10 protein-coding genes are annotated in these 19,254 nt (G+C 41.4%); 7 read left to right on the forward strand and 3 right to left on the reverse strand.

The window, feature by feature from the left end; all coding sequences use genetic code 11:
• Positions 1 to 389 precede the first annotated feature (389 nt).
• The 6 genes from AC6I3O_RS20660 to AC6I3O_RS20685 all read left to right on the forward strand — a co-directional run bounded on the left by AC6I3O_RS20660 (position 390) and on the right by AC6I3O_RS20685 (position 6,239).
• Entirely contained in the window at positions 390 to 1,256 is an 867-nt protein-coding gene (locus tag AC6I3O_RS20660) for a tyrosine-type recombinase/integrase (protein ID WP_497852503.1), read from the forward strand.
• Positions 1,249 to 2,403, forward strand: coding sequence for an IS91 family transposase (locus AC6I3O_RS20665; RefSeq protein ID WP_497852505.1), 1,155 nt, complete (start codon positions 1,249 to 1,251; stop codon positions 2,401 to 2,403). Before AC6I3O_RS20660 ends, AC6I3O_RS20665 begins: the two co-directional genes overlap by 8 nt.
• 741 nt (positions 2,404 to 3,144) lie before the next feature.
• Positions 3,145 to 3,738, forward strand: coding sequence for a DUF6431 domain-containing protein (locus AC6I3O_RS20670; protein ID WP_304532924.1), 594 nt, complete (start codon positions 3,145 to 3,147; stop codon positions 3,736 to 3,738).
• A gap of 90 nt (positions 3,739 to 3,828) precedes the next feature.
• Positions 3,829 to 5,097, forward strand: coding sequence for a DDE-type integrase/transposase/recombinase (locus AC6I3O_RS20675; protein ID WP_497852506.1), 1,269 nt, complete (start codon positions 3,829 to 3,831; stop codon positions 5,095 to 5,097).
• Positions 5,097 to 5,903 carry an ExeA family protein gene (locus AC6I3O_RS20680; RefSeq protein WP_016222687.1) on the forward strand — a complete coding sequence of 269 codons (807 nt, stop codon included), beginning with the start codon at positions 5,097 to 5,099 and terminating at the stop codon, positions 5,901 to 5,903. Before AC6I3O_RS20675 ends, AC6I3O_RS20680 begins: the two co-directional genes overlap by 1 nt.
• 12 nt (positions 5,904 to 5,915) lie before the next feature.
• Positions 5,916 to 6,239, forward strand: coding sequence for a DUF6618 family protein (locus AC6I3O_RS20685; protein WP_302134599.1), 324 nt, complete (start codon positions 5,916 to 5,918; stop codon positions 6,237 to 6,239).
• A 493-nt stretch (positions 6,240 to 6,732) separates the two neighbouring features.
• Here the strand turns inward: AC6I3O_RS20685 and tnpA are convergent, their stop codons facing one another.
• The gene (tnpA, locus tag AC6I3O_RS20690) at positions 6,733 to 7,203 is read right to left on the reverse strand and encodes an IS200/IS605 family transposase (protein ID WP_497852507.1); all 471 of its coding nucleotides are present in this window, start codon (positions 7,201 to 7,203) and stop codon (positions 6,733 to 6,735) included.
• 461 nt (positions 7,204 to 7,664) lie between these two features.
• Here tnpA and AC6I3O_RS20695 point away from each other — a divergent pair, with 461 nt between their 5' ends.
• Positions 7,665 to 8,474: an O-antigen ligase family protein gene (locus AC6I3O_RS20695; protein ID WP_497852508.1), complete on the forward strand. Its 810-nt coding sequence runs from the start codon at positions 7,665 to 7,667 to the stop codon at positions 8,472 to 8,474.
• 117 nt (positions 8,475 to 8,591) lie between these two features.
• Here AC6I3O_RS20695 and AC6I3O_RS20700 read toward each other — a convergent pair whose 3' ends face one another.
• Both AC6I3O_RS20700 and AC6I3O_RS20705 read right to left on the reverse strand, forming a co-directional pair.
• On the reverse strand, positions 8,592 to 10,073 hold the full coding sequence (locus tag AC6I3O_RS20700; RefSeq protein ID WP_497852509.1) for an ATP-binding protein: 1,482 nt from the start codon (positions 10,071 to 10,073) through the stop codon (positions 8,592 to 8,594).
• Positions 10,074 to 10,087: 14 nt separating this feature from the next.
• A complete protein-coding gene (locus AC6I3O_RS20705; RefSeq protein ID WP_497852510.1) occupies positions 10,088 to 19,114 on the reverse strand; it encodes an ATP-binding protein in 9,027 nt (3,008 codons plus the stop codon).
• Between the last annotated feature and the right edge of the window lie 140 nt (positions 19,115 to 19,254).

The raw sequence follows: 19,254 nt of genomic DNA on the forward strand, positions 1-19,254 counted from the left end.
ATTGAAGTCAGCTATTATGAGCAAAAAACATTCTGGTGCATATGCAGCTACATGGTTCGTAGCGGCAAAGGGATCGAAATGATGGTGAATCTGATCAATATTACATATTGTACCAAACCGCTAGCGCGGTGGCTAGCCCTAGGTACGTGATTCCACTACTTTTTCAAAATTTTTTCGTTTTCTCAAAATAAAAGTAGCAGTTTTTTGGTTTATGTTGTATTGTTGAGTTACCACACACAACTGCAAACATAACCCCAAAAACTGCTATGTTTATATTATCATGGATTTTCAAACTCAACAACTCTATATTTCATTTTTTTGCCCGCCCGCCACCTCTTTTGTGATTTTTCCTGTTCACTCTATCAAAATCACACCGTGGAGGTTCCATTATGGACAATTATTTAGATTCTTTCAGGGAAATGATCTCCCTTCGCGGCCTTACCGCCCACACACTTAAAAATTACTGCACTTATATCCGTGCCTACCTTGATTATCTCTCCAGCGTACTCCGCAAGCTTCCGGAGGATGTTTCCTGGGATGAACTCCGTGTTTATATCCGCTGGCTAAAGCGTTCCAGAAATCTTTCTGACCGCACGGTCAACTGTGCCATTTCACAGTTGCGTTTTGTTACCCTTTATGTCCTTCATAAGCCATGGGACGATACCCAGCTTCCCATGCGTAAGTTTGATGAATACCTCCCCTTTGTCCCTTCCAAAGAGGAAGTTTCCATCCTGATCGACGCCATGCCCGACCTCAAGCAGAAGGCTATGGTCTCCCTCATGTATTCCTCCGGTCTGCGCATCGGCGAAGTCTGCCATTTACGGTATGAGGACATTGAACGCAAAAATATGCGTATCCATATCCGTCACGGAAAGAATCGTTCCGACCGTTATGCCATCCTTTCTAAAAGGGCTCTGGATATCCTCACTTCCTACTGGTTTGCCTTTGGCAGGCCAAGAGGCTGGCTTTTCCCAAAGCAGACCTGCCCGGATAAACCCATTGATACATTTTACCTTTCCCGGCATATCCATGCTGTAGAACGCTCACTCGGCTGGGAAGAACGGATCACCTGCCATTCCCTGCGCCACGCCTTTGGCACCCATCTGTATGAGGACGGTACAGACCTGCTTACCATAAAAGCCCTGCTCGGACATAAATCTTTAAATTCCACTACGATTTATGTCCACCTGGCTTCTAACGGTACACATACTGCCATAAGCCCCTTTGACCGGATGGAAGGTGTTTCCCATGAGTAATTCCCAAATCCAGAGGATCTGGCAGCTCTCTTACCGGGAGTACACTTCTTCCGGGAGTTTCCAGTCTGATGTCCAGCGTAAAGCATCCTATGCTATTTTAAACTGTAAATCCGGCAGACTCGGCGTAAATATTTCACAGTGTCCGGATTGCGGCCATATAGAGGTCCGCAATAATTCCTGCCGGAACAGAAACTGTCCGAGCTGCCAGGCTGTTAATAAGGAAATCTGGGTGGATAAGCGCAGGGCTGAGGTGATCGACGCGCCCTATTTCCATGTGGTGTTTACCACTCCCCACGAATTAAACAGCCTCTTTTATTGCAACCAGCAGCTCCTTTATGGGCTGCTCCACAAATGCTGCGCCGAAACACTCCTGGAACTGTCCGCAGATCAAAAATACCTAGGTGCAGTCCCCGGCATCATCCAGGTACTCCATACCTGGGATCAGGAGATGCTTTACCATGTACATATGCATTGCATTATCTCTGGCGGCGGGCTCACCCAAGACCATAAAATACGGAAAACAAAGAAAAGCTTCTTCCTCCCCGTAAAAGTCCTCAGGAATAAATTCAAGGGAAAATTCCTTGCAGCGCTTGATGCCCTTTATCAAAGCGCCAGCCTGGAGTTTTCCGCTTCCTGCGAAGAACTGCGCAGTTCCTATGAATGGGCCACATTCCGCAATTCCCTTTACGAAAAGGACTGGTGCCCATACATTAAGGAAACCTTTAACAGATTTGGCAATGCCCTGGAATATCTTGGACGATATACCCATAAGATTGCCATTTCAAACAGCCGTATCCTGGATGTGGATGAACAGAAAACCACTTTTTCTGCCAGAGGAAAAAGGCCCGGCAATCCGCGTAGGACTATCACCCTGGAAAACACGGAATTCATCCGGCGTTACCTGATGCATGTGCTCCCTCCCGGTTTTCAGAAGATCCGCTATTACGGCTTTTTAAATAACCGGTATAAAAGCAAGAACCTGAAACGGATCTTCAAAATCCAGGGAGGACAGCGGTTTAAAGAAAGGTATGCCGGACTATCTATAGGAGAGCTGCTGGCTGTGGTCTGGAAGATTGATATACGCATTTGTCCGGAATGCGGGCGCCACAGGATGCAACAGGCCGGAAGGACATATGGTTCATCCTGATACAAACTTTTTCTTACTGAATAAATTTTTTAAAAGCCTCCGCAAGAAGGCTTGCGAAGCATGCCTTTTTACCGGATATATTTGTAAATCTACACAAAAAACAGATGCTTATGCCAGGAAGTACCTGCAAAATCTGTGCAGTTTCACTAACTGTGAAAAATACTTCCTCCATACACATATTGGCTAAAGGTCCGCAGTCTGGTACAATCGGAAAGAATCACATTCAGGGCAGTTTTATCTTTTGTATAAAGCTGCTCTTTTCGTCTGCCCTGAATCTGATACTTTCCTAAAGAATTGTACAATGAAAATACTTCCTTATCAGGAAGAATCCTTTTTTGCGTACCGCAATGAAAGTGCACAGGAGTTTCGCTTTGTGATCAGTGAACAAATCCGTCAGCAGATATTTTATGCCAGTTTGCTGCAAAACATCGAAACCAATATAAAATCCAGCCTACTTATGAACGCATTGAATGTAGCCCAGCAAATTAAAGTTCCTATCTCCCGCACAAAAACGTCAAATTATAATCTCAGTTTTTAAACACTGTCTATAAAAGTGTGCTACAGGAGGCGGCACGTTTTCCTCTTGACCATCCCATGTCATTCCGATATAGTTTTTATGGAACAAAAAAAAGAGAAAGAACAGCACCTTCCACAGTTCGTTCTTTCTCTCACATACCAGTGTGCCTGCCATATACGGGATCATGTCCCGCTCATGAGGCTCCAGCACCACCGACATATATTATGATAAGAGAAAATTCCCTGTTTTGCAAGCTGGTTCGTATAAAAAGTTCATCAAAGATCCTGTTCGATTCCTTTATGGCCGGATTCCGTTCGGAACTGCAGACCTGTCCCTGCTGTGGGGTAAAGGGATCCTGCCGCATCCATGCCTACTATGACCGCTCCCTGGTGGACTTTATAGGCGGCACCCAGGTCCGCCACAGCCTCTGCATCATGCGCCTTATCTGTACCTGTGGCCATACCCATGCCATCCTCCCGGACTTCATCATTCCCTACTCCGGCTACGGCCTGTTCTTCCTTCTACGTGTCCTGGCAGAGTATTTCCTGCGCCTTTCCACTGTGGAAAGGCTATGCGAACGCTTCGGCATCACCCTTTCCCAGCTGCGCCGGTGGCTGCAGCTCTTTCGGGTGCAGAAGGAAGTTTGGCTCGGCGTGCTTTCCTCCATGGAGGTTTCCGGCCTTTCCTTCCTGAAGTCCCTGCTCACGCAGCCGGCTTATTCGGATTTCGCCTCCGCCTTTGTCCGCCGTTTTACAAAGTCTTTCCTCCAGTCCCATAAAAACCCGACACTTTACTGCCAGCAGGTGTTCGGCCCCTGACCCTTTTTCCGTCGGCCACACGCCACGGGTATGGCTTCCCTCCCTTCTCTCCTGCATAATGGTGGAAAACCACCTAAGGAGGACATTTTTATGGACAACAATCCAAAAAAACTTTCGGACGCAGCCGCCATGGCACAGTTCCGCCTCGCTCTCATAGCGCCGGTCATCCATGGCCTTTATCCGGATGCGTCCAGGAACGCTTACTACCTGCGTATCACCGAAAAACCGCTCACCCTGCCTGACGGCTCGGTATTCCAGTACAGCCCAAAGACCCTCAGCAAATGGGTGTCCCTCTACCAGAACGGTGGCATCGACGCCCTCATGCCGCAGGAGCGTTCCGATAAGGGCTCCACCCGGGTGCTCCCGGACACGGCCATCGAGGAGATCTACCGCCTCAAGGAAGCCTTCCCACGGCTGAACTCCACCCAGATCCACCGGCACCTCGTTGAAGAAGCCTTCATCCCTGCCACAGTCAGCGTCTGCGCCGTCCAGCGCTTCGTGAAGAAACATGACCTGAAATCAGCACGCAACCCAGGCATGCGGGACAGGAAGGCGTTTGAAGAAGACGCCTTTGGGAAGATGTGGCAGGCCGATACCTGTTACCTGCCTTATATCACGGAGCACGGCCAGCGCAGGAGAGTCTACTGCATCATGATTATTGATGACCATTCCCGTTTTCTGGTGGGCGGCGGCCTCTTCTATAACGATAATGCCTATAACTTCCAGAAGGTGTTGAAGGACGCTGTGGCAGCCCATGGAATCCCGGCAAAGCTCTATGTCGATAATGGCTGCAGTTACTCGAATGAGCAGCTTTCCCTCATCTGCGGCTCCATCGGCACCGTACTTTTACACACAAAAATTCGTGATGGTGCTTCCAAAGCCAAAATAGAACGCCAGTTCAGAACGCTCAAGGAGACTTGGCTCTATACGCTGGATCTGGATTCCATCACCACGCTGGCACAGTTCAACCGGCTGCTTAAAGACTATATGCGCACCTACAATACATCTGTCCATTCCGGCATCGGCACAACGCCCATGGACCGCTACCAGCAGTCACGCTCCTCCATCCGGAACCCTAAGTCCAGGGAGTGGCTGGAGGAATGTTTCCTGAACCGCATCACCAGGAAGGTGAACAAGGACTCTACCGTCTCCATCGACAAGGTGTCCTATGACGTTCCCATGCAGTTCATTTCTTCAAAAGTGGAGATCCGCTTCCTGCCAGACGACATGTCCAGTGCCTTCATCCTTTATGAGGGGGAACATTATCCCATACGGCCTACGGATAAAAACGAGAACTGCAGGACGAAACGCAATAACACGCCGTCCATCGATTATTCAAGGATTGGGGGTGAGAGCTGATGTTCCGTTCCTACTATGGGCTTTCCTTCAATCCCTTTGACAAACAGAACGCAAGAGAAAAGGACCGGTTCCTCTCAAAGGACATCTCGGAAATGACGTCCCGGCTGGACTACCTCAAGGACACAAGGGGAATCGGGCTGTTCACCGCACGCCCCGGCATGGGCAAATCCTTCGCCCTGCGCTGCTTCGCAAAGTGCCTCAACCCCAACCTCTACCATATGGAGTACATCTGCCTCTCCACGGTCAGCGTCATGGAGTTCTACCGCCAGCTCTGCTCTGTTCTGGGGCTAGAGCCAAGGGGCGGCAAGCCTGGGATGTTCCGCGCCGTACAGGAGCAGATACTCTACCTCTACAAGGACAAGAAGCAGCCCCTCCTCCTGGCAGTCGATGAGGCACAATACCTCTCCACCGGCATCCTGGAGGATATCAAGATGCTCATGAACTACGGGTATGACTCCCTGAACTGCTTCACGCTCATCCTCTGTGGGGAGCCCCACCTGAACAGCACCCTGAAAAAGCCCGTCCATGAGGCCCTGCGCCAGCGCATCACCGTACACTACAACTTTTCCGGTCTCTCAGACTCGGAAGTGGCGCAGTATATCCTCCACAAGATCGCCTGTGCCGGAGGCGCAGCCTCCATCATCGACCAGGCAGCGCTTTCTGCCGTCCACAGTCACTCCCAGGGGAGCCCCCGCCTGGTGGACAACCTGATGACCGACGCGCTGACTCTGGGGGCACAGATGGACAAGAAAGTGATCGATACGGATGTCATCCTGGCTTCTGTCAGCAGCCAGAATCTCGGATAGGAGGAATGGAACATGAATTATACCTGTATCCTGAAAAGCGGTTCCCGCAAGGAGACCTGGACGGGGCAGATCATCCTGCTGAGCACGGGGAACGGATGGTATGAAGCTGAGATCAATGGGCGGGGGACTTACTTCCACATCCTCGCCGGACGGCATAAATATGGGAACTACCTGTGCATCCCTAACCATGATGTAGGGTGCGAGCTCTCCGATTTCTCCGATATCTTTTGGAATGAAGAAAGGATCGGCTCCCTGATGCGGAAGGTGGATGCGGTGACTGTCGCCACCGGCCTGGTTCATCTTCCTGTTCTGGCCGACAGGCAGGGGAAAAACTAAATTTTTCATATGGGCCATGTGTCTCATGAGGGATCCATGGCCTTTTGCATTTCAGGCGCAAAACAATACCGACAACAACGTGCAGCATTTTTGACAGGATTGTGCATTTGCAGACAGCACTGCGCAGTCAATAGGATAAATGTCGGAAAAATAATTCGCTGTTTGCGTTTCCATCAATTTGCCGTCCGACACATTGAAACGATGGATTCAGCAACAATGCTTTCATTTGTATAAGTTGTAAAGTGGTGTATACTATTATCAACCAAGAAAAGATGATAAGAAGAAATCTTCGTTCTTTAGAAAAGTTAGGTGTAAATATAATCATTCAACCGAACTAATGTTTTATATTTTATGATGCACAATCAGAACCACCGGCTTAGCCGGTGGTTTGCTCACGCCCTATAAGGGCTCATTACCGGCACTGGAGTCTAAAGACTCACCGAATGGTTCGCCAGCCGCAACATCATTCCGTACTAAGCCCTATGGGCTTATCTTATTTGTTCTTTTTTACCGGCTCGCCCGTAAACGGGTCAACATACTCTTTTAATGATATCTGGTCATATTCATAATCTTCCTTTAATTGATTTTGAATATATTCTTGTATTTTCTTTGCATTTTTACCCACAGTATCTACATAATATCCTCTACACCAGAAATGCCTATTCCCAAATTTATATTTCAAATTTGCATGCCTTTCAAATATCATAAGTGTACTTTTCCCTTTCAAATACCCTACAAAACTTGATACACTTATGCTTGGCGGAATTTCCACTAACATATGTAAATGATCTCTACATATTTCTGCCTCTACTATATGGACTCCCTTCCTTTTGCATAAGGTGCTTAATATATTCGCTATATCTTGCTTTAACTGTCCATAGATTATTTTCCGCCTAAACTTAGGCGCAAACACAATATGATACTTACAATTCCACTTTGTATGTGATAAACTATTATTATCCATATGGATACCTCCTCTGTTTTTAATGTGGCTGGCAAACCAACATTATTATAACATTGGAGGTTTTTACTGTAAGCTAAAGCAATTCCCACCACCTGTATAACAGGTGGTTTTTTTGTTTACCAATATTCCATTTTTCGGAACACGAAAAACTCCATATTGGTAAACAGGCCCTTAGCCTAACAAAGAAATAAGCCCGCCCAAAGGCGAGCTTATTAAAGATGCATGTTTTTTAGGTTGCTAATAAGTTACGTTTTCAGGACAGCCCCCTTAAACACATTTCCAACCGTACAGGTAGAATTTTTTCCTAATTTCTTCTATTATCTACTTTTATGCCATACTGCCGCAAATACTTACTGCACTGTATGAGTGGGGAAGCGGCCTGTGTTTCCTGTTCATCCTAGCCGTCTTCTTCGCAGTCCGGCAATACGGCAAAGCAGACAAGGCACTCCTGTGGGGGTGGATTGCCGGCAGTTCAGCCCTCTACAAGCCTTTACACAAAAATCTGCGGGATCAACCTCTATCTGGGCTTTTTGTTCTGTATTTTTATAAAAACTGAAAGCTCCGTCCTTGCAATCATCCTGGGAATGTTTATATTAGGATACTTTGCTTTGGAATCGGACTCATGGGCAAACCGCTTTACCCAAGATTACCGGCATTTATCTTGGTTCCAAGCTAACGATCTGCATCTTACGGCTTTTGCCCGGAAACCAGCTCCATCCATTTTACGGGACAGACGCGCTTATACTGGACTACAGGCTTCTGCTCTGCGAGATATCCTGCTATCTGGCATTCCTTTTGTATGGAAGCGAAACCAGAAAGTACTCAGAGAAAAGCTTGCAGCCGCAAGAAAGACATTCCTTGTCATTACCTTAGCAGCCATCTGTATTAGTGTTATATGTATTGTATTTGTAAATATGATCACTTCGAATCTGTCCGAGGGCTTCCTCTTGCATCATCTTGTCCTGACAGACTCTTCCTTTAATGACCGCGGATATATATGGCGCAGGACCACTTCTGCAATCAAGGATGAACCACTTCTACGCAAATTATTCGGGAATGGACTTAATTCCTTCCGGTCGGTTATGGATACCCTGCAAAAGCTTCCATTTGACAGCGGATATGCGGACCCTCATAATGAGTTCCTGCAGATGACCATGAATATGGGACTGCTTGGCCTGATCGGGTACTTTGACCTGCTGATCTCTACACTGATCAGGGGCTTACGGAGCTGGAAGGCAGATAGCTTCCATATCATAACCGTATTGACATAATCACCTATATGGTACAGGCATTGGTAAATGATTATTCCATTTATACGCTTCCGTTTTTGTTTATATTCCTGGCTTTGGCAAATGGGTATGCCAGAAACCTGTAGGCAGAAGTAGATTCTAGCTGTTTGTCAAAATACGCGTTAGGATATCAAACACCTTCTCGATTTGAGTATAGTCTGCAGTTGTCAATGTAACTATTGTTGACAATGCTGTTAGTCCTTTTTTCACTTTTTCCACAATGCCTGTTTTAATAGAACTTTGACTGGATAACTCTATGATCAATCCCCTTATTGCATCAAGTTCCTTTTTTTGTAAATTGCAGGATTCTATGATTAATTCCAACTGATTTTGCAACTCCTCGGAATCATATATGGACTGAGCATATCGTTCCATCCACTTTGAATCTCTGCTGCTGATTTTTTCAATCATTCTGTCATACTCTGTCATTTTAATGACTGGTAACGGTTCATTTCGTTTCATCAATTGAATCAATATTTCAGAATTTTTACTAAATTCTTCTAAAATCACAGAATTAAAATCATACGTACCCACAATCTCACATTCAATACCATTTTTATTTAGATCCGTATAAGCTTTGAAGATACCTCTGTCATAAAACTTCTTCATCACCGAATCATTGCTATCAATTCCCGGTTTCTCTAAAAGATACTGTATTGTATTATATTGATCTCTTGTTAAATATTTGTACCAGCCTTCAAGAATATTTCCTGCGTCAGATATTACCTGCGGAATTATTGTATCAAAATCTTCTGTATGCAATTCCCGATTTAAGGCATATTTTTTTTCAAACGCATACTTTGCTGTCAAACGTACGAGCGCAGGTATTCCTCCTGAAATGACATAAATTGAGTGTATTTCATAATTACTGAACTCATGGCAAACATCCGTTCTTAGATATCTATGTAAGTATTCGGCGGTTTCCTGTTTATCGAATCCCGAAACTAAGACTTCATTTCCAAGAAACGTCTGAATCAAGAAGGAGCCTCCTTCTATTTTTCCATTCAATGAATCCCTTGTCAGGTCAAAATTAGTGGCCACAACAAACTGCAATCCCTTGTTCATCAAGGAACGCAACAGATTGTGATGGTTTACAGTAACCTCTGTAGATGATGTAAAAACTTCAAAATCATCCAATACCAATAGTACTTTATATCCTTCATTATACAAAAGTTCCACAATGGCTCTTAAACACGCATCGGTATTTGAGTGATCATTTCGAATTACTTTTATCTTGTTTTTTAAATTCTCAAATACATCTTCTTTCCCACAATACTGCAAAACACACAAGGCATCTGCAATCCTTTCCGAAAAGAACTCTAGCACTCTGTCACACGGAAGATAAACGGGATAGGAATCAAAAACAATAATCGTATTTTCATACCGTGCCATCTTGTTTCTGTATTCAGAACCGAAAAAGGTTCTCAGTACAGAGGTTTTACCAGATCCTTTCACGCCCTGCATGACTATATTTTGCTGGTTTTGTATCTTTTCATTTAATCTCTCGTAAATATTGTGTCGTCCAATGAAATCATTTTGCTTTTCCACCGGAGGCATTGTTCCATCAAATGGATTATACATAATCACCCTCCCAATTAATATTTTTTCTTTCTGGTATGCATATATCTGAATAAAGAATCCGCCTGCTGCTGTCCAGTCCCTTCCGATAGTCTGTTTTTAAAGTATCTTCTATACAAATCTAATGTATATTTAAATGCTTCTTTGCCGTCTATCATACTCTTTTCGAAGATATCCAGCTTTATCAAAAGGTTTAAAGATTGCTCTATGGTCCCTCTTTCATATTGACCTGTCAGCAATACGATAATGTCTTCCAGCGGGACATATTCATTTTCGTGATCTACAAGGCTTTGAAATGCATCGATTACTTTACATTCAATCTGACCGCATCCTTCCATAAACTGTTTGCAATAATCATCGGATGCGAGCGAATTGATGCCAAGACAGATATCAGATGGATAGATCACATTTCTGTTCTCGTTTCTCGCTCGTTTTAACACCTCCTGTCCTAATGCCTTTGAATACCACACAAGTCCTCCTGTAAGACGCCATGTCCAATCAAGCGCCTCTTTTGTATAAACTAATTCGGATTCTTCGCCGCAGGATCGCTCAAGCATTGTATTCATATCCTGAACGGGAAGCCGGCCAACCTCAATTACATTCCCAAAACGCTGAAAAAACTGATTTAACACACCCCCATCCATACTGTATTTTATTAAATTGTTGGAGCCGCAAAAAACAAAGTGGACAATCTGGGACATTTCCATATTGCATAAAATTGCGCCAAGCACTGGGAACAGGTTTGTATCCAGCCCTTGCTCCTTTGAAATTCTTTCAAACAACGTATCAACTTCGTCCAAGATCAAAACCAATTTTTTCCCATCCAGACGGCGTGACAATTCCCAATAAAAATTCTCTAACAGACGAGGATTTCTATCCCGTTCTGTTTCTGTCAGTTTCCATTCCTTGCGAAATTCCGTCCATTCATTACTCTGTGTAAGTTCTGGAACACTTCTTTCTAACTTGTCACAGGCTATATCAATAAAAACACTTTGAATGAACTGACTGGCCGTGGCGCTCTGGCAGTCAACACATACGGAAACAACATCCCTACAAAAGTAGTTAATATAAAACAGCATATAATTTAAGAGCGATGTTTTCCCTGCACGGCGGACCCCTCGAATCAGAGTATCTTTATATCCCTCGAAAGCGCCTTGGAATGTTTGCTTAATTCTATTTTTTTCGATATTGCGTCCGAATAAAATGTTGTCGCTGCCACTGATAACTTCGCCCTTGTCATCAACCATAAACTTTCTTATTGTACTCAGATTATAATCTGGCAAGTGATAACGCCTTGGATAAGAGGACACTTGTAATATTCCGCATTTATTCTCGCATGTGCATATTTCTCCTTTATATTCGTAAGAAACTAGAATCTCATATTGAATCTCGTCCACGTCTTCCTCAACTGCATAATCAATTTCAAAAGCAGCTTTATTCTCCGGATACAACATATTTAATTGATACTTTGCCGTACGAATATCTTTATTGATAACTGCTTGAAGCACTACACGGTCAGCGCGCTCATATCCCACATTACGGATTTGCCCATAAATCCGTCCATTCAATGTATTTATACCCTGATTAAGCACTTCGCATACTAAGATGGGGCATCTGCCTAAATTGTTAATTTCCATCGTTATTAGCATCTGAAGGCGGTTTTTAATCACAGACCATTCCCGGCTATACTCTATCTCCTCAAATTTTTTGTAGGCCAATCTTAACTGCGCCTGCAATGCAACATTATTCGCAACAGCTGCAGAAGAGTAAATAGAAACCAGTTCGTCGATAACCAGATAAAATCCGCCAACAATTTCTTTGGCCAAATCAGAATCCACTGTTTCACACAGGATTTTAAAAGCGTCTTTATTATTTTTATATGAATTGACTAAATCTGTAATTTGTCTGTATTCACTGAGAACATTAAACAGTGCGCTGGAGCCTAATTTGCAGAACATTTTATATCCACGGCTGTCGTGATCCGTATGTGCCGCATATCTCGCAGTCTCGAACAAAACATCTTTATCCGAATCAAATTGATAACTGTCGATCCCCGACTGTATAACAAAATTATCCAGTTCTTTTGAAGAAAAACCATTAATTTTGGCAGATATATACAATTTCTCCGAATATTCTTTCCGTAAGCTTTTATCTTCTAGGGGAAGCCTTTCGTATTCCTCTAGTAATATTTCAAAATGACCCTCCACCTCCGTGTCTGCATAATTTTGTTCCAGCTTTTTGATAAACATAGGCATATTCTTTTTTGACGCTACGCTAGGCCGTTCTCTGACATTGCCAAAAAACGCGCTCAGTTCCCTTTGTTCATAGACAGAAGAATGGGCAAATTCGGGAATGTTCAATAAATATTTGGGTTTACCTTCCCTAAAATTTTCATTATTATTGATCTGTACTGCTGTTTCCTCCATCATTTGTTTTGCCGTCTCGTATTTGTTATCACTCTTAAGATAACAGAGCTTACCACACCGTTTAAAGACTAAAATTTGAAAAAGAATATATCTCTCAACTAAATCTTTTGTATCTTTTGCAATTTCAATTTTATAGTCATCTGTAAGCTTTTGATTAACACATATAACAATATTCTCACACAATCTTCTGCTTTTTGCCGACATATACTCTTTTAGGCGGTCTATTTCATTTGCCCGGGTGGTGCATAGCAGCTGCAGAACAAGGTTGGCACACTCCGGACTGTCTAGCGTCTCACTGCTGATTCGCGCAAGAGACCTTTTCTTATTAGCGAAACAACCCGAAATTGCTACACGGCATTGATATTGTATACGGCAAAATGGATAACTTCGTTGGTTTTTTGTGTGATAAATTCCCAAACGGTAAGCCAGCATATAGGATACACGGTACAGGTCATAGGCTCTCGCATCGTTTCCCATATTAAAACTCTCCGTTGCTGCTTCAAAACATTGTTTTGCCAGTTCGTTGTTTTTGGACAGTACGCCTGCTGTAAGATAAGCGTCAAACAAAGTTTCTGTATCCGCATTTTTAACCACTTTTTCATACAGTAATTTATAAATAAACCCTTCTTCAAATGGATAGCTCAGATACAAGTCAATGTCCCGAAATTGCACGATTCCTTCCTTGTCGCACAGCAATTCCTTATCGCATATTAGTTGTAATCTCTCTTGTAAGTCAGGCCGCCACTCTCTTATCGTAGCATTCAGCCATCTTCTAAACTCTTTCTGTTTCTCATCTGAATACTCCCTGAAAATTTGCAAAATACTTCTCATAATACCATCGTTACTGATTTTGAAAAATTCCTTATATGGAGTTGGATCTTCGTTATTTTCATATATGCTTTGCAATACTTTTTTCCAGTTCCCAGTAATACAGGACAGCATAATCTCATACAATAATCCTTTTTCCTCTTCGGAACGGTTATCAAACAGGTTTTTAATCCAATTATAATAGTCGTTCATCTCGACAAGTTCACCTGTAGAGGCCGCCGGATTATGCTTCAAATAGTATGTCCCAATTGGTTCATCCACTCTAAAGTCTTCGAGCAGCGTACGTCCATACTTTTGTATTACGACGGCGGTAGCTATACAAAACCACTTTTTATATGGCCTTCCCTTTGGGTGATAAATAGCAATCGTTTTTGGAGTCATCTCTGACAGCAGAGTCAAACCGTACAGTCCTTTCTGCAAATATAATTCGTACGTATGAAACGGTTCTTTGCTCAAAAGAAACAATCCGCTATAATATACAATATCATCTTTAAATACATCCAAAAAATAGTCAAGCGTCTTTGCAGCTTCCTCTGTTTTCTTTTCAAGCAATGCCCTTAATATAAAATTTTGTATACTGTCTACATTTGGACGATTTCCCTTTGGCAGCGATAATTGCAATATGTTTTGTATCACTTTTCCTTTAACTTCTATTTCTAATTCTTCCTCCGAAAGTTCTGCAAGTTGAGTAATGAACTGCTTAAATGGGCAGTTATTAATATTTACTGCCATTTTTTGCAACAATTTATATGCATATGGGATCCGGCTTTTCAAGAGCAGACTGCTAATAACGACAGTTGCCACATAGCTTTCTTTAGTAGCGAGAATATCTGAAAACCAATTATATAAAATCTCTTCCATGCCGCTTGCAACTGCCACCATAGCAATAGAGCGCATGGCCTCATGAGACATTTCATCTGACATATCTGGCATATCATACGTTTTACATAATCGTTCGACTATACCCTGCATCATTATCTTATCGTCGAATTCCTGTAGATAATTTGTATTACTCTCCAAATGCATAAAGAATTTCTGACATTCTATGATATCACCCCACTCTTGCTCGCTGCCCAGCCAACAGTATAAAGATTCAAACATCAAATTTTTCAATTCGTATTTTTCACAGTACTTAACACAGTCCAACCATGATCCAGCGTCGTTTTTAGCAATATTATAAAGGATTTTCGCATAGAGCTCTGGCTCGCTTTTAAATGGCAGATTTATGCACTTTTCCCATAATTTAGGCGATGTCGTATTTCGAAATAATATTTTAAGAAGATATTCGCTTTCCTCCTCGGAATATACAGTATTATTGTTCTCTTTTTCGACTTGTCCTAAAAACTCAATCGCAGACTGATTTAAATGAATAAAGCATTTAACTTCGTCAATAAAATCCATTACTTCATCAACTTTGCGGCTTTCAAGCTCTTCCTTAAAAATATTTAACAACCTTGTCCTAACCGCCCCGTTATTTGACTTTATATCTTCGCTAATCTGTTCGTATATCTCAACCGGCAATTCAGAAGGCGACATATCCATAATATACTGAAATGCCAGTTCAGACATTTTTGTGTTTCCGCACTGTTGATACATTTTATACAAGCAAAATGCCGCTTCACTATTTTCGGTCTTTTCCATATATTTCCTGCAGATAAAAATCGCATCAGGACGAATATTATCAGGAAATCTATGCTCCAGGATAGCTTCTATATAAATTTTACAGACAAACTTACAATAGCTGCTATCCAATTTGTTTTGAACCCACAACTTAATGGCATGTCTACTGAACAAACTCAATGGCTTTTCTACTACACAGCCTGCAGCCTTGTATGCATTGTATAGTTCTTGGCAAATTGCCGGAAAATCCAGATAAGCAGTTTGTTCAAAACGATTTACAATTTCCTCAAACAGTACTTCATCTACCTTCAAATTCTGTAAGAACGCAATAATCATCTGTTTTTTTTCTAAATCAGTTCTATTGCAGGTGAGTATATTTTCCAGGCTGTAAGAAACTTCAAGGCGATAAAGCTCACTATACATGGGAGGGTATAGTTTCTCCAGATAATTAATGCATATCAGTTTTTCAGAATCTTCCATTTCAGCAATTTCTTCGCGCCTTTTACGATAAAATTCATCAGCCAAGCCCTTCTTGTCTCCAATGCCAAGTACATTGTACAAATATATGGCAATATCATTCTTATCTATCTGCTCGCAGTTCTGCTGAATAACAAGAAGCTCCTCCTCTCCTAGATTTTTATTACCTGTAATAAAAGCATTTATCATATCCGTTTCATAATTGTTTATCACCTTGTCAAAATAATTTATTAATAGTTCTTCATAGATACCATATTTCTTTTTTTCTGTAAGGACTGACATAAATCGTATCACTAGCCAAGGGTGAGATTTAATAATATCCTCATCTAGGTGAGAAAGTTTTTCGTTTTGATTCTCTGAACAATCTCTTTCTAAAACCAAATAACAGATGGATGCCTCAACTTTCAATAATGGTGTTCTGGCATCGTCATCTATTTGTTCATATAAGTCAAGAAACTTATTGTAGTCTTTTTTAAAAAACAATGTTTTTAGGTAATTCAATGGATATTTCTTTACCAGATCGGGCATCTGTTCGAATATATCTAGCAGTTTGTCATAATCTTGAACTTCATCAAAAATTTGCACTAAAAATGCTGCTGCTTCCGTTTTGGGCTGCGCCATAGCCGCAAACATTTCTGCCAGATTATTTCTATTTTTCCAAAAAGCAAATACTCTTTTCGCAATTTCCAAGGCACTAGTTCCATAAGAAAATGTATCATTTTTATATAAATTGACTATTTTATTCGCTTCGTCAGAAAATATTCCATAATCTTCCATTCTTTCCGGATGAACAATAAATTCCCGCAATTCAGGCCGAATATATACAACACTGGAAATGTAATCATTATCAATGCGTTTTAAAATTTCCTGAATCTGCCGTATCAGTGTTTTGCTTCTTTCATCGTTTCCACTCTGCTGTAATAGACTAAAGACTTCATCATCCAAAAAATCCATCAAGTTGGAATTAATCATATCGCACACGCGCTCTATGTCAGTGTGAATTATTGCAGTGATATAGTATTTTCTGGCACCTTCGACCGCCATTAATTTGTTTTCATATGCCTCATATAAAGAAATACATTCCTTCCATCTGCGCTCACCACTTAGGATTGCAAATAATTTCAGACATTGCAAAGTTAGATTGGATTGATTTAACCCCTTCCATAAATATTGTTCAGCAAGCATATGTTTGTTTTTTTGGAAGATATATATTCTGCATCCGGTCTCAAATTCCCATGAACTGCCAGTTTGTTCCGGGTAATCTCCCAACATAAAGCTTTGATAAATATTATTCTGTTCCTCATCGCTATAGCCTAATTCTGATAATAGTCGTTTATCGTTTGCCAGCCTTGCCATTTCTTCCTGGTCGGAATTTACCAGAGCCTCCTCAAATTTGTTCAGAACCGGCTGGACTTCAAGGAGGTTCTTGCGGTCGGAAAGCAATTCTATTAAGTTCTGTTCCTGTCCTTTTTCTTCTAATGCCTGGATAATATGCGACAAATTCTCATCGTCATATGTCACTTCCGGATGATTTGCAATTAGCGCCAGCAAATTTCCCTGCATCATATATTTCGAATAAATCTGGACTAAAAAGCTCTTGTTAACAAAATCGATGTTATAGTCCTGGCAGTATTTATCATAGACTAACAGAAAATCTTCAATTCGCTCCTCCCTGCGGTATATATCCAATAGCTTTATAATCGTTTCATTTGTTTTGTCAGCCAATAACAAATATTTTTCTGCCTGTCTGTTCTTATTTTCCTGAAATTTCAAAAGCCTGCACGCACAGAAGTATTCCTTTAAGCTTCCAGACATTTCCTTCTTATACAAAAAAACGCTGTTTATTCTGTCAATTTCTTCCTGGATATAACCCATAGACAACATTTTTTCTGAGCTGGAACATATTTTGACAGCTTGTTTCATCTGATTGGTAATAATGCATGTTTCAAATTCGTTTTCAGCAACAAAGTATTTCCTAAGAGCTTCTTTAGAAATGCCTTCCTCAGAAAAAACCGATTTTACGGTTTGAGTTAACATATTATTAACTGGTTGTTCAATTTCACATTTAATCGATAATCTATTAACTTCCTGTCTCTTACTTGAAATAATACACTGGTTTAAAATATTGTCAATGACAGCAATATGATCTAACGCGGTTATGGGACCAGTACCGAGCAGGTACATGCCAATCGCCCTTGAAGGTATATTAAAATGTTCGGATACCTTTTCCGAATCATCCATTACTTTATCGTTCACGCTGTGGCTATCTACAATATATTTAAGAGCTTTGTAATAATCAATAATCTTAAAAAATGCAGAAAAATCCATTGTTGTATTGGATTTTTCACTATAAGTACCGACAATCACATTATTATCCAGGTACATAGCGGTCGTTTCCATATTCCCACTGATTAAATGACGCACTGACATACAGTCATATAGTTCCATTGCCATTATGCCAAATTTTGAAACTGCTTGACCGAGCATTTCATGATATGTTTCACTTTTGGAGATATACGTATCCAATTCTTCCAAATTCAATTTTTTGTCAGACGTAACATTTGTTGGATAGATAACTTCCACGCATTTTAACACTTCATTCCATGTTCTATAATAATTATTGATTTGTTGAACAGTTTCTTCATTAATTGCCCTTCCCTCAGCAATTGTCTGATTCAGTCCATCCATCACATTTACTAAAAATGCACGTGTTTCCTTTAGACTTTTTATTTGAACTCTCATGTCATTATATATTTGTTCATAATTACTTTTGTCTTCTGATGGAATAGAAAATCTTCTTGACAGCCATTGTCCCTCACCGCTTTGCCCAGGATAACAAAAACAGGACAACATCCATTGGGGGGAGCGATTCTCGCGGCTGTTTTCGCATAATATTCCATAGATTGTCTTCCCTGCGGGAGTCTTTAAACCAGTATTAAAAGCAATTTTAGGTATTTCATCATCCAATGCTTCGAAATATGAGTGCCCATCCACATTAAGCTTTGCCACAGCCATATTTCTTGCAATAATTCCCCTCCATATATTTTCGTCATTACCTTTAAAGCCAGTCAAATTACGCAACAACTTGGACGTGTTTGACCACCATCCCATAAATGCAAACTGATGCATTTCCTTTACTTGCGATATAGAATCTTGGGATTCTATATCAATATTTATTGGATATAATTCTGTATTATCCCCTCCCTGCTCTTCCTTTATTACTGTACGTCGGCGGATACAAGGGGCTTTTCCCTTTTTGTCAATCCAAAACATAGGAAATTCTTTTTCAATCCATTCTTCAAAACCCTCGCCCTCGGATAATTTTTTCCATTCTATCCCATATGTCTTCAACATTAATGGAATAGCAGAGTTCATAATGTATCCTTCTGCATTAAAGTTTGCAGTCATTATCCCTTCAATTTTTTTTCTTGTCTGTTTGTCTAATCTGGATTTGACAAATGTATCTATTAACAAACAATGTTTATTATTAGGATCTTCTCTAAGTGCAAATTCATCACATAACCACTTTTTACACTCTCCCGGGCCGCTATAATCCACAAAATCCTTCCACTCAACTCCAAGCCGCTCCCTTAATCTTTGTGGAACTTCTGCAACTACTATACTTCCTTTCACTGCTTGCTCCTTTAATATTTCCCATATTTCTTCTCTAAGCTGTCTTTTTAATTCCTTCATAATCATAATCCCCTTTCATTTTTATTCTGAGATTTATATCCTTTGATTTATCTGCAATTTTATGTATATCATATATTACTTAACACGACCTGCATTTTACAAACATACCAAAAAAAAAGAGTAAGAAAACAAAGAAGCAC

The organism is Sporofaciens sp. St.21A7, assembly GCF_059728535.1.